The organism is Pseudomonas sp. CYM-20-01, from assembly GCF_023169845.1.
In the GTDB taxonomy this organism is placed as follows: domain Bacteria; phylum Pseudomonadota; class Gammaproteobacteria; order Pseudomonadales; family Pseudomonadaceae; genus Aquipseudomonas; species Aquipseudomonas azotoformans.
This window is the reverse complement of sequence record NZ_AP025169.1, coordinates 1,638,401-1,650,545: the sequence shown is the minus strand read 5'-3', so window position 1 is coordinate 1,650,545 and position 12,145 is coordinate 1,638,401. Positions and strand designations below refer to the sequence as shown.

The window sequence follows — 12,145 nt, the reverse complement described above, 5'->3', positions numbered from 1 at the left end:
CTCAGCGACACACCCACCAACGCCCCATATCCAGATGGAAATGGTTGCGGTGCGCGGCGTTGTGGTCAGGGCTGAGCACTACATTGAAATCATCACAGGCGCTATCGCGAACCTGACGCAGAAACCGTGCCTTATCGCCCTCCCCAGGCCAGTCCTTGAGCACGCTGATACTGCGCCCATCCGCCAGGCGAAAACCGGCAATGTCCAGCGCGTTGGCTGACGCATGCTGGCTGAGTCGCCCTTCGGCACGGTTATAGATATTGCGACAGGCAAAGCTGCCCAGGTGATCGACCCGCGTCACTGCCTGGCCGAATACCGCCTGGGCCGCCGGTTGCAAGCTGTGCCGCTCAAACAGGGCGAACGCCACCGCCAGTGGGCAACTGGCGAGAAAGCTACTGCTCAGCCCAACCGCAGAACCCTGTACGCGCAAGGTATTGCGCAAGGGGCAAGCGCCATCTGCCGGCGAGTCCGCCTGATGACTGACGCGCAGGCCCGAGGTTTGCAGCACCCGGTCGCACAGTGCCGGGTCACCCTGTAGACGGCCCAGCTTGTAGCGAGTCAAGAAGTTGGGGTTGGCGCGTACGTCCAGCGGTGCCCACGGGTTCCAATCGGCCGGTAGTGGCACCCATCCACGCCAGACACCCACGGCAACGGCACCCGCCAGGATCAGCAGCAGGCCCAGCACTTTGAAAAAACGCACCGCTTAGCCCTTGAAGAATTGGTTGGCCTGGCTGAACGGCATCTTGCGCTCGGTGAAGGTAAACGTGCCCAACTCATACACCTCCTGCGCGGCGCGGTAGAACTCGCCGTAGGCCGCCAACGCCAGCGCCGAGCCGACGCTGATCCGCCGCACGCCCATCTCGCTCAACTGCGCGACACTCAGGTTCAAGCCACCGGACATCAACACATTCACCGGTTTGGGCGCCACCGCCTTGACCACCGCCAGCACTTCCTCGGCACTGCGCAGGGCCGGGGCATACAGTACGTCGGCCCCGGCTTCGGCGTAGGCTTGCAGGCGGCGGATGGTGTCGGGCAAATCCAGGCGGCCATGCAGGAGGTTTTCCGCACGGGCCGTCAGGGTGAAGGGAAATGGCAGACTGCGGGCGGCGGCGACGGCGGCTTCCACGCGCTCGACGGACAGGTCAAAGGGATAGATCGGGTCGGCGGCAATGCCCGTGGCGTCCTCGATGGAGCCGCCGACAATGCCGACTTGCGCAGCACGCAGGATGGTCTGGGCACAGCCTTCAGGTGTGTCGCTGAAGCCGTTTTCCAGGTCGGCAGCCACCGGCAACGCGGTAGCCTTGGCGATCATGCCGGCATTGACCAACGTGTCGTCCAGGGACAACGCGCCTTCCGCATCCGGGCGCCCAAGGCTGAACGCGTAACCCGCACTGGTGGTGGCCAGTGCTTCGAAACCCAGGCTGGCCAGCATCACCGCGGAGCCTACGTCCCACGGGTTAGGCATCACGAACGCACGGTCGCGCTCATGCAAGGCCTTGAAGGTTTCGGCGCGAAGGGTTTGGGCATCCATGTCGGGCTCCTGGCGGAAAAAGGAACCCTAGAGTAACCCCAGTTGCTCCACGGCGGGAGCGCGATCCAACACCTGCAAGGGCGGCAGGCCTGGCAGGCGTGCCATCAGTTGATCGTGGAAACGCAGGGCCAGTTGCGCGGCGAGGCGGTTATCCGAGGTGTGCAGGAACACGTAGGGGGTGCGCCCTTCTTCGACCCAGCCAGCGACTTTTTCCACCCATGGCTTCAGGAACGGATCGTTGGCCTCCAGTTCGGGATGGCCGATAAAGCGCACCTGGGGAAACTGCGTCAGCGCCGCCGGACGGGGTGGCACCTTGGGCTTTTTAGATTGGGCGTGCAGCACGGCGGCCGAGGTGGACGTGCAACTGAACAGCGCGCGCGGATCCAGGCAGATGCGCTCCACGCCGCGGTCACGCAACAAACGGTTAAGCATGCGCTCGGCGTCCCCCTTGGCGAAAAATTCCAGGTGGCGCACTTCCACCGCCATCGGCCGCTCCAGGCCATCGATGAAACCCGCCAACTCCCCCAGGCGCTGCGGGGTGAACGACGCGGGCAGTTGCAACCACAGTGGCGATACCCGCTCACCCAACGGACTCATCAGGCCCACGAAGCTTTCCGCTGCCGGTAGCTGCTCGGTCAGGTTACCGCTGTGGCTGATGTCACCGGGAAATTTGGCCGTGAAGCGGAAGTCGTCGGGCATGATTTCGGCCCAGCGCTGCACGGTGGCGGCTGAGGGGCGGGCATAAAACGTGGTGTTGCCTTCGACGGCGTTGAAGACCTGGGAATAGAGCGCGAGGTAGTCGCTGGAACGGGCATCGGCGGGATACAGGTATTCACGCCAGGCGTTTTCACTCCAGGACGGGCAACCGAGGTAGTAAGGCAGACGCATCAGATGTGGATGTCGAGGCCCAGCACTTCCATATCCCATTCGACAAAGCCGGCGGTGGTCAGGTAGCTGGCCAGGGCGGTAGCGACGCTTTTGCTCATGGAGCGCGGGAAGACCATGTCTTGCTGACGAGCGGGAAGACCGCTGATACGCGCTTGGGCGCTGGCCTGTGCATCGGCTTGGACTTCGATGAAGTCCGGCGAGTCCTCGACGGAGTCGTCCACCGTGACGTTCGCCTTACGCGGCTTGCGCTTGATTGGGTAAGACTGTGAGGAAAAGCCATCAATACGCATGGGCGCGAACTCGCTATCAGTAATGGCATTTTAGTGGCGCAATCCGTAGCGCGCAAATGCTCTGGTGATAACTAGAACACATAATTTGAAAAAGGTTTAAAACCAGGGGCAAATTCTGACGATTGGTGAATTTAGCCCCAAATTGCCATCATTTTTGGCGTCAAATAATCCCGCGCTCTGCCTTGGTCTGCGCCACTTTATCGCGCAGATAGACTGGCGCCGCCTGGTCCGCCGGGATGGCCTCGCCACGCTCGAACGCAAAACGTGCCAATGTCAGCAAGTCCTCGGCGTGAGGCAACATCGTCGCGTCCTGGCCCACCAGCGGCACAGCGATGCGCTCGCCATACCCCCAGCCGGTGCCAGCACCAAACCAATCGCCGCTGGCGTCGGCAGGCAATTGCGATGACTCCGGCGGCTGCACGGCTTCCACACCGACCAGACGCATCTCGCCCGCCGTTTCGCGGTAGCAACCCCAATACACTTCATCCATGCGCGCATCGATAGCGGCCGCCACCTGCCGGACGCCATGTTCACGCAAGGCGCGCTGGGCCAGCACGGCCAGGTTGGACACCGGCAACACCGGACGCTCCAGCGCAAACGCCAGGCCCTGCACCACGCCGATGGCGATACGTACCCCCGTGAATGCACCCGGGCCGCGGCCGAAGGCGATGGCATCGACCGCAGCCAGCGTGGTGCCGGCGTCTTCCAACAGTTGCTTGATCATCGGCAACAGCTTCTGCGCATGCAGGCGCGGGATCACCTCGTAGTGGCTCGTTACCTTGCCATCGTGCAGCAAGGCAACGGAGCAAGCTTCAGTCGCGGTGTCCAGGGCCAGCAGGGTGCTCATCGGTGTAGGTGTCCAAGTCGAAAAAAAGTGCGCCAGTATAAACAACAACGGCCCGCAAGCGGGCCGTTATCCGTGAAGCCGGTCGCGGGATCAGCTCAGTGCTTGCAGCACTTTGGCGGTGATCGCTTCAACCGAGCCGACGCCAGGAATGTGGCTGTACTTCGGCTTGCCCTGGGCGGCGGACAGCTTCTGATAGAAGTCCACCAGCGGCTTGGTCTGGGAGTGGTAGACCGACAGGCGATGACGCACGGTTTCTTCGGTGTCGTCCTTGCGCTGCACCAGGTCTTCACCGGTGACGTCGTCCTTGCCTTCAACCTTCGGCGGGTTGTAGACGGTGTGGTACACGCGGCCCGAGGCTTCGTGGACGCGACGACCGGCAATACGCTGGACGATTTCTTCGTCTTCAACCGCGATTTCGACCACGGCATCCAGCTCGACGCCCGCCTTCACCAGGGCTTCAGCCTGGGGAATGGTGCGCGGGAAGCCGTCGAACAGGAAACCGTTCTTGCAGTCTTCCTGGCTGATGCGTTCCTTGACCAGGTTGATGATCAAGTCATCGGAAACCAGGCCACCGCTGTCCATCACGCTCTTGGCGATCAGGCCCAGCTCGGTGCCGGCCTTGACGGCCGCACGCAGCATGTCGCCGGTGGAGATTTGTGGAATGCCGAATTTTTCAGTGATGAACTTTGCCTGAGTACCTTTACCGGCCCCGGGAGCTCCCAGCAGAATGACGCGCATTGATGTGCTCCTCAATTTTTTATAGAGATGACGCTCGGATTCGCCGCGGCGGGCCAATCGCGTAAAAATAGAATTCGGGCCGCCCAAACGGCCAAAGGCTGATCAAGATACACAGCAGGCCTTAAGCACACAAGCCGCCAAAAGTCGCAGGAACCCGTGCTGCCTATACGTCATAGGTAGGGTGCGCCTGGGTGCAACCTGGCCGCACAATCGGCGGCCGCCCGTTTCAGGGCGGCCGCCGTGGTTTATCTGCAAGCCGTTGAGAACACGCAAAAAACCTTAGCCGGTGTTACGCAAACCGGCGGCAATACCGGCCACGGAGACCAGCAGCGCCTGTTCCAGAGGGCTGTCCTGTGCCGCTTCCTGCTGGCGCGAGCGCGCCAGCAACTCGGCCTGCAACAGGTGCAGCGGGTCGAGGTAGGTATTGCGCAGGCGGATGAACTCCAGGGTGTCCGGGCTATGGGCCAGCAGCTGCGACTGGCCAGTCAGGCCAAGCACCACCTTGCAGGCCTGCGACAATAGGTCGCGCAAATGCGCACCCAGTGGCAACAGGTCCGGCTGCACCAGACGCTCGTCATACAGGCGGGCGATATCGGCATCGGCCTTGGCCAGCACCATTTCCAGCATGTCGATGCGGGTGCGGAAGAACGGCCACTGCTCACGCATCTGCCCCAGCAAGTCGCCTTCGCCACGTTCCAGGGCCTTGCTCAGCGCCGCTTCCCAACCCAGCCAGGCGGGCAGCATGAGGCGGGTCTGGGTCCAGCCGAAGATCCACGGAATCGCACGCAGGCTTTCAATCCCGCCCGCTCGGCGCTTGGCCGGGCGGCTGCCCAACGGCAAGCGGCCCAATTCCTGCTCCGGCGTGGATTGGCGGAAATACTCAACGAACTGCGGATTCTCGCGCACCACGGCGCGATAAGCGCTGACCCCGTCTGCCGCCAATTCGTCCATCAAATGGCGCCAGGCCGGTTCAGGCGGCGGCGGTGGCAACAGGGTCGCCTCCAACACAGCGGCCAGGTAAAGGTTGAGGTTCTGCTCGGCAATATCCGGCAGGCCGAACTTGAAGCGGATCATCTCGCCCTGTTCGGTGGTACGGAAGCGTCCCGCCACCGACCCCGGTGGCTGCGACAGGATCGCCGCGTGGGCCGGGCCGCCGCCACGGCCAACGGTGCCACCACGGCCGTGGAACAACAGCAGTTCCACTTGCTGTTCACGGCAGATATCCACCAGGCGTTCCTGCGCCCGGTACTGCGCCCAGGCAGCGGCGGTGGTGCCGGCGTCCTTGGCCGAGTCCGAGTAGCCGATCATCACTTCCTGCGGGCCTTGCAGCCGCGCGCGGTAACCCGGCAGCAGCAACAGTTGCTCGATCACCGGGCCTGCGTTATCCAGGTCGGCCAGGGTTTCAAACAGCGGCACCACACGCATCGGCCGTTGCACGCCCGACTCTTTAAGCAGCAGTTGCACTGCCAGCACATCCGACGCAGCGCCGGCCATGGAGATGACATACGAGCCCAACGACGCAGCGGGGGCGGCGGCGACTTCCTTGCAGGTGTTAAGCACTTCGGCGGTATCCGCCGACGGTTTGAAATAACCCGGCAGTAACGGTCGACGGTTGGCCAGCTCCTTCATCAGGAAGCTGATGCGCATCTCTTCGTTCCAGTCTTCGTAACGACCCAGACCGAGATAATCGGTGATTTCGGTCATGGCCGCGCAATGGCGGCTGGAATCCTGGCGCACATCCAACCGCACCAGGAACAGGCCGAAAGTCACCGCCCGCCGCAGGCAGTCGAGCAACGGCCCATCAGCGATCACGCCCATGCCGCATTCGTGCAGCGACTGGTAGCACAACTCCAGCGGTTCGAGCAGATCGCGGTTGTTCTGCAACACCTCGGCAGGTGCCGGCGTGCTACTGCTCAACGCCGTATGCGCCCATTGGCGCGTGGCACGCAGGCGTTCACGCAATTGCTTGAGCAAGGCGCGATAGGGTTCGACGCTATCGCCGACCTTGGCCTGCAACGCCGGGCTGGCGCGCTGCATCGACAGCTCGGAGGCCAGGTGATCGATATCGCGCAGGTACAGATCGGCAGCCATCCAGCGCGCCAGCAGCAAGACTTCGCGGGTGACCGGTGCAGTGACATTCGGGTTGCCGTCACGGTCGCCGCCCATCCACGACGCAAAGCGGATCGGCGCCGCCTCCAGCGGCAAGCGCAGGCCGGTGGCAGCGTGCAGGGCCTGGTCGGCCTTGCGCAGGTAATTGGGAATCGCGTGCCACAGCGAATGCTCGATGACCGCAAAGCCCCACTTGGCTTCGTCTACCGGCGTGGGCCGGGTGCGGCGGATTTCTTCGGTGTGCCAGGCCTCGGCGATCAAGCGTTGCAGGCGTTGGCGGATCTGCTCGCGCTCGGCCGTGGTGAGGTCGCGATGATCCTGCAGCGCCAGTTGGGCGGCGATGGCGTCGTACTTCTGGATCAGGGTGCGGCGCGCCACTTCGGTGGGGTGGGCGGTGAGGACCAGCTCAATCTCCAGGCGCCCCAATTGCCGGGCCAGGGATTCGTTGCTGTGGCCTTCGGCTTGCAGCCGCGCCAGCAACTCAGGCAAAACACGGGACTCGAAGGGTGCCGGTTGCGACTCATCGCGTCGATGAATCAGCTGATACTGTTCGGCAATGTTGGCCAGGTTAAGGAACTGGTTGAAAGCACGGGCCACCGGCAGCAGTTCATCTTCCTGCAACTGGTTGAGGCTGGTGCTCAGTTCATCGCCTGCGCCACGGCGGTCGGCCTTGGCGCCCTTGCGGATCTGCTCGATCTTGTCGAGGAAATCGTCGCCATACTGCTCTCGAATGGTGTTGCCCAACAGTTCACCCAGCAGGTGAACATCCTCACGCAAGCGTGCATCGATATCACTCATCAGCCAATCTCCAGCCAGAAATCCGGGACGCGCAGGTTTGCCAGAGTGCCGCCAGCGCTCATTTATGACAAGACTTTAAACCTTGTGAGTTGCAGCTAGTCTCAACACTAAGTCGCCGCGTTTATCCACGCGGACGGCGGGTCACTCATCACCGCCTGCTATCGCGAGCTTTATTGAGGTTGCCATGAAAATCCGAGAACTGGCCCAGCACTGGGAAGAGAATGCCAAGGGTCGCCTGACCAAGACCGAGTACGCCATCCATCTGGATGTGGAAGCTGCGGCACGCCTGGCAGCGATCGCCGAGATGTACCCCAAGCGCAGCACCGAAGAACTGCTCGGCGAACTGATCGGCGCCGCACTGGAAGAGCTGGAAGCCAGCTTTCCATACATCAAGGGGCAGCAGGTGATCGCCACCGATGAAGAGGGCGACCCGCTCTATGAAGATGTCGGCCCTACTCCGCGCTTTCTGACGCTGTCGCGTCGCTATCTGCATGACTTATCAGCGAGTGGCGACAAACCGAAACACTGAAACCCTAGCGCAAACCCCCTGTATTCCGGGCTCTTTAGGAGCCCGGCGTACCGCTGCGCAACGCAGAAGTTCCAAGTTTTTTCGCTGACCAAACAGTCAGATATTTTTTTAGGCAAATCGCCATCTTCTCTGAACTTTTGAAAAAAGCCTCCGGTCACAGCCAGTAAGCCATCACTTGGAACGGCCGTTTTAAAGGGCAATTTGTGCGTGAGTACCAAGCCCCCAGCCGCAGACCAGTGACATGGATTTTGATGTTTTTCAGGAGTTATCCAATGGAGTTGAAGACGATGAAGACCAGCACTGCCAAATCCTCGTTTAACCACCTGCGCGGGCTCAAATTGGCCGCGCTGGCAATCGGCACCAGCTTCGTTCTGGCGGGCTGCGCCGGCAACCCTCCGACCGAGCAGTACGCCGTGACCCAATCTGCGGTGAACAGCGCTGTCAGCGCCGGCGGCACCGAGTACGCAGCGGTAGAAATGAAGTCGGCTCAGGACAAGCTCAAGCAAGCCGAGATTGCCATGCACGACAAGAACTACGACGAAGCCCGTCGCCTGGCCGAACAAGCCGAGTGGGACGCTCGTGTCGCTGAGCGTAAATCCCAGGCCGCTAAGGCCGAACAGGCTGTGAAGGACTCCCAGAAAGCTGTTCAGGAGCTGCGTCAGGAAGGCATGCGCCCGGCTGCTATCCAGCAGAAATAAGCCGCCCCTGATTGCATTGCACCCGATATCGAATTGAAAGGACGACACGACTATGCGTAAACAATTGATGATCCCTGCCCTGCTGGCGATGAGCGTTGCCCTGGCGGCCTGCTCCACCCCGCCTAACGCGAACCTGGAAAACGCACGGACCAACTTCTCGTCCCTGCAGACCAACCCGCAGGCCACCAAGCTCGCGGCGCTGGAAACCAAAGACGCCAGCGATTGGCTGGACAAGGCTGACAAGGCATACCGCGACAAGGAAGATCAGAAGAAGGTCGACCAACTGGCCTACCTGACCAACCAGCGCGTTGAAGTAGCCAAAGACACCATCGTGCTGCGCGAATCCGAAGCCAAGCTGAAAAACGCCGGTGACGAACGCGCCCGCGCCCTGCTCGACGCCCGTGATGCGCAGATCAAGCAACTGCAGGACAGCTTGAACGCCAAGCAGACTGATCGCGGCACCCTGGTGACCTTCGGTGACGTGCTGTTTGCCACCAACAAGTCCGACCTGAAATCCAGCGGCCTGGTGAACATCACCAAGCTGGCGCAGTTCCTGCGCGATAACCCGGACCGTAAGGTGATCGTCGAAGGCTACACCGACAGCACCGGTTCCGATTCGTACAACCAGAGCCTGTCCGAGCGTCGTGCAGCCTCCGTACAACGTGCACTGGCACAACAGGGCGTGGATATCTCGCGCATCGTGACCCAGGGCTATGGCAAGGAATACCCGGTTGCCGATAACGGTAGCGTATCTGGTCGTGCCATGAACCGTCGCGTCGAAGTAACCATCTCCAATGACAACCAGCCGGTCAAGCCACGGTCGTCCGTCGCTAACTGATTGTTTGGATAGAAAAAACCCACCAGAAACGGTGGGTTTTTTTACACTTAGAATTTGATTGGACACTTGTCGCTCTCGAAACCTGCATAGCCTGGTTTCTCTTGGCACTGCTCCCCCTGCTCCTTTTGCGCGGTATCGTCGACGCCTCCACGGAGCGCTTCAACGAGCTCCTGCATCCTGGACATCTCCAACCACCTGTCTATCGCACTTATCTCACCCAACTTGACCATGACACTCCCCTGGCTGGCGGTTCGCAAATCTCACCATGAACGCTGACACGCCAATGAGTGGTCTGTTACGCAAAACGGTTCCAGATATTTCAGGCGCGGTACATCCGGCTTACTGCTGGAGTTGTGGTGTTTCCTGCCCCATGCATCGCACGGCCTGCTTCTTGTTATTCACCAGCACACCGCTCAGGCCTTTCTGCTCAGTGTCGAACATCACCAGTACACCATCCACGCATTGCGCCACTTGGGCGGCTGGCGTCAGGGAGATCTTGTAGTCCTCGCCGGGCACGGTCTTGAGCATGGTGAAGTCGCTGAGCAACAACGCATCTTCCGGCTTGGCGAAGTGCAGGTAGCCGTAGTACCACAGGCAACCGACAGTACCGATGATGGTGCCGATACCGGTGAGGATCAGCGGGATCATGTTGCGTTCTTCGCTCATTGCGGGCTCTCTGATGAGTCAACGTTAGGAATCGGGTAATTCGGGATTTCGCCCAGGCGGCGCAGTCCATTGAAGTGCTGAGGGTCATCCAGGTAACGCAGCATCACGGTTTGCCAGGTCTTGTCGGCAAAGGTCTGCACATGGCCGCCTCGGGTCAGCTGTAACACCCTGGGTGGCGGTGCGGCCTGGTACAGGCGGATCCCGTTGGTCACCGGCACGATCGGGTCATCCAGGCTGTGGAACAGCAGCTTGGGTACACCTGTCAGCTGGGGCATGGCATGGATGGCACTGTCGGCGTCCGGGACCAGCCAGGACAACGGCACCTGAAACGGCCATGTTAACCAGGAGGTGCTCAGGGCGAATTGTCCTACGTCACGATAACTGGCGGGCACGCCGTCCAGCACCAGCGCCTTGAGCCGCGATTGGCGCTCCGGGTGGGCGGCCAGGTAGTGCACCGCCAATGCGCCGCCCAGGCTCTGACCCAGCACTATCAACGGCTGGCCCTGGGTTTCGGGCGCCTTGTCGATCCATTGGAACGCCGCGTCCACATCCTGATAGATCGCCGGTAATGACGGCTTCCCCTCCGACAAGCCATAACCGCGATAGTCCACCAACAGCACTTGGTAGCCCTGCTCGGGCAACCACCAGCTGCCGCCCAGATGCCAGGCCAGGTTGCCGCCGTTGCCATGCAGGTGCAGCACCGTCCCCTTGAGTGGCACGCCGGGTTTGGCCGGTAGCCACCAGGCGTTGAGCTTTACACCGTCGGCAGTGGTGAGGGTGACGTCACGGTATTGAAGATGAGCTTTTTCCGGCGTGAACGGCAGGCCGGGCTCGGGGTAGAACAGCAGGGAACTGCAGCCGTTCAATGTGAGTAGCAGGCACAGAATGCCGAGGATTCTCATCCGTTGAAGCCTCGCGAATAGCACGGTTTAAAGGATATTGGAGTAATCCGCCTCGATCCGATCCAGGCTCAGGTGGTTGAGGAAGTTGGAGAAGCACATCCAGGCCGCCAGCGCGTTCATGTCGCGGAATTGCTCTGGCAGGTACTTGGGCGGCACCACCAGGCCTTCATCGACCAGTTGGCGCAGGGTGCGCATGTCTTCTAGGGTGGTCTTGCCGCAGAACAGCAGCGGCACTTGTTCCAGCTTGCCTTTGCGCACGGCCAGCTGGATGTAGTTGTAGACCATGATAAAGCCTTTGAGGTAGGACAGGTCCTTGGTGAACGGCAGACCGGTCGGCACCGAACCACGGAAAACACGACTGGCGTTGCCGTAGCTTTCAGCCATCTCGAAGCCTTGCTCGCGAAAGAACTCGAACACCTGCAGGAAGTCGGCGCCCTCTTCCACCATATGAATGGCACGGGTGCGGTTGGTCAGCTTGCGCAGGCGACTCGGGTAGGAGGCGAAGGTGATGATCTCCATCAAAATCGCCAGGCCTTCCTGGGTCACGGTGGACGAGGGCGGCCCCTTGGACAGGAAGGTGCAGATCGGCTGGTTCTGGCCATTGAGGGTAGTGCCCACATGCACCAGGCCTTCATGCACTTCCAGGGCGCGCACGTCGCGGTCGTTGAACATCGCGTCGGCGCGGATCTTGATGTAGTCGGCGCCCGCTGCGGCGTCAGCGACAATACCGTCGGACTCGAACACGCGGATGGTCTCTTCGGCCTCGCCAAATACCTTGTTCAGGCGGGTTTGCAGCAGGGCGACGGCATCCTTGGCGGTGAGGGTCTTGGCCTCGTCCTTCAAGTCGCCTCGGCCGTCTATATTGTTCAGATAATCGGACAGCATCAGCCCCAGGTCAGCCAGGGTCGGATCGCCGGCGTGAAACGCATCGGAGGCAGCGCCGTACAATTCTTGGGAGATCAGGCCGAAATCCTCGGTACCACGCGCTTCGAGCATGCGCACCACCATGCGGTACTCCTTGCACATGCGGCGCATGATCTGCCCCACCGGGCTGAACTGGCCGAGGCGACGGGTGATGTCGCGCTCGATGTTCTGGAACTCCAGCTTCACCGCGCTGGAGTCGAACGACAGCGGTCGATTGAGGTAATAGTCACGGCTCACCGCCGGCATTTCCTTGCCCTTGGCCTTGAGGAATCCCTGGCGAATATTCTCGTCCCACTTCACGGCGTCGAGGACGCGAATCGGTGTTTGCGCCAGCACAATGCGATCAGACAAGGTGCGTATCGTCTGCTGGTAATCGTCCACCCGGTG

The 12,145-nt window shown here is 61.3% G+C and carries 13 protein-coding genes; 3 read left to right on the top strand and 10 right to left on the bottom strand.

The window, feature by feature from the left end; translation table 11 throughout:
- Position 1 precedes the first annotated feature (1 nt).
- The 7 genes from M2497_RS07300 to ppc all read right to left on the bottom strand — a co-directional run bounded on the left by M2497_RS07300 (position 2) and on the right by ppc (position 7,201).
- On the bottom strand, positions 2–700 hold the full coding sequence (locus M2497_RS07300) for an extensin family protein (protein WP_248486601.1): 699 nt from the start codon (positions 698–700) through the stop codon (positions 2–4).
- Between the two features lie 3 nt (positions 701–703).
- The gene (locus tag M2497_RS07295) at positions 704–1,531 is read right to left on the bottom strand and encodes an isocitrate lyase/phosphoenolpyruvate mutase family protein (RefSeq protein ID WP_248486600.1); all 828 of its coding nucleotides are present in this window, start codon (positions 1,529–1,531) and stop codon (positions 704–706) included.
- A 27-nt stretch (positions 1,532–1,558) separates the two neighbouring features.
- Entirely contained in the window at positions 1,559–2,419 is an 861-nt protein-coding gene (locus M2497_RS07290; protein ID WP_248486599.1) for a DUF72 domain-containing protein, read from the bottom strand.
- Positions 2,419–2,709 carry a hypothetical protein gene (locus M2497_RS07285; protein ID WP_248486598.1) on the bottom strand — a complete coding sequence of 97 codons (291 nt, stop codon included), beginning with the start codon at positions 2,707–2,709 and terminating at the stop codon, positions 2,419–2,421. Before M2497_RS07285 ends, M2497_RS07290 begins: the two co-directional genes overlap by 1 nt.
- Before the next feature lie 160 nt (positions 2,710–2,869).
- On the bottom strand, positions 2,870–3,556 hold the full coding sequence (tsaB, locus tag M2497_RS07280) for a tRNA (adenosine(37)-N6)-threonylcarbamoyltransferase complex dimerization subunit type 1 TsaB (RefSeq protein ID WP_248486597.1): 687 nt from the start codon (positions 3,554–3,556) through the stop codon (positions 2,870–2,872).
- 90 nt (positions 3,557–3,646) lie between these two features.
- Positions 3,647–4,294 carry an adenylate kinase gene (gene adk, locus M2497_RS07275; RefSeq protein WP_010212617.1) on the bottom strand — a complete coding sequence of 216 codons (648 nt, stop codon included), beginning with the start codon at positions 4,292–4,294 and terminating at the stop codon, positions 3,647–3,649.
- A gap of 279 nt (positions 4,295–4,573) precedes the next feature.
- Positions 4,574–7,201: a phosphoenolpyruvate carboxylase gene (gene ppc / locus M2497_RS07270; RefSeq protein WP_248486596.1), complete on the bottom strand. Its 2,628-nt coding sequence runs from the start codon at positions 7,199–7,201 to the stop codon at positions 4,574–4,576.
- Positions 7,202–7,385: 184 nt separating this feature from the next.
- Between ppc and M2497_RS07265 the strand changes: the two genes are divergently transcribed.
- The 3 genes from M2497_RS07265 (at position 7,386) to M2497_RS07255 (ending at position 9,266) form a co-directional block, all read left to right on the top strand.
- On the top strand, positions 7,386–7,730 hold the full coding sequence (locus M2497_RS07265; protein ID WP_058425320.1) for a hypothetical protein: 345 nt from the start codon (positions 7,386–7,388) through the stop codon (positions 7,728–7,730).
- A gap of 287 nt (positions 7,731–8,017) precedes the next feature.
- Entirely contained in the window at positions 8,018–8,428 is a 411-nt protein-coding gene (locus M2497_RS07260; protein WP_172832141.1) for a DUF4398 domain-containing protein, read from the top strand.
- A 52-nt stretch (positions 8,429–8,480) separates the two neighbouring features.
- The gene (locus M2497_RS07255) at positions 8,481–9,266 is read left to right on the top strand and encodes an OmpA family protein (protein WP_058425322.1); all 786 of its coding nucleotides are present in this window, start codon (positions 8,481–8,483) and stop codon (positions 9,264–9,266) included.
- A gap of 339 nt (positions 9,267–9,605) precedes the next feature.
- On the opposite strand, the gene M2497_RS07250 is transcribed toward M2497_RS07255, so the two are convergent.
- Genes M2497_RS07250 through M2497_RS07240 form a run of 3 tightly spaced genes read right to left on the bottom strand, consistent with a single transcriptional unit; the run spans position 9,606 to position 12,139 of the window.
- Positions 9,606–9,932 (bottom strand): hypothetical protein, encoded by a 327-nt coding sequence (locus M2497_RS07250; protein ID WP_003172217.1) that lies wholly within the window; start codon positions 9,930–9,932, stop codon positions 9,606–9,608.
- Positions 9,929–10,834: an alpha/beta hydrolase gene (locus M2497_RS07245; protein ID WP_248486595.1), complete on the bottom strand. Its 906-nt coding sequence runs from the start codon at positions 10,832–10,834 to the stop codon at positions 9,929–9,931. The genes M2497_RS07250 and M2497_RS07245 overlap by 4 nt, the downstream gene beginning before the upstream one ends.
- Before the next feature lie 27 nt (positions 10,835–10,861).
- Positions 10,862–12,139, bottom strand: a complete 1,278-nt coding sequence (locus M2497_RS07240; RefSeq protein WP_010212629.1) for a flavohemoglobin expression-modulating QEGLA motif protein — start codon at positions 12,137–12,139, stop codon at positions 10,862–10,864.
- Positions 12,140–12,145: the final 6 nt, after the last annotated feature.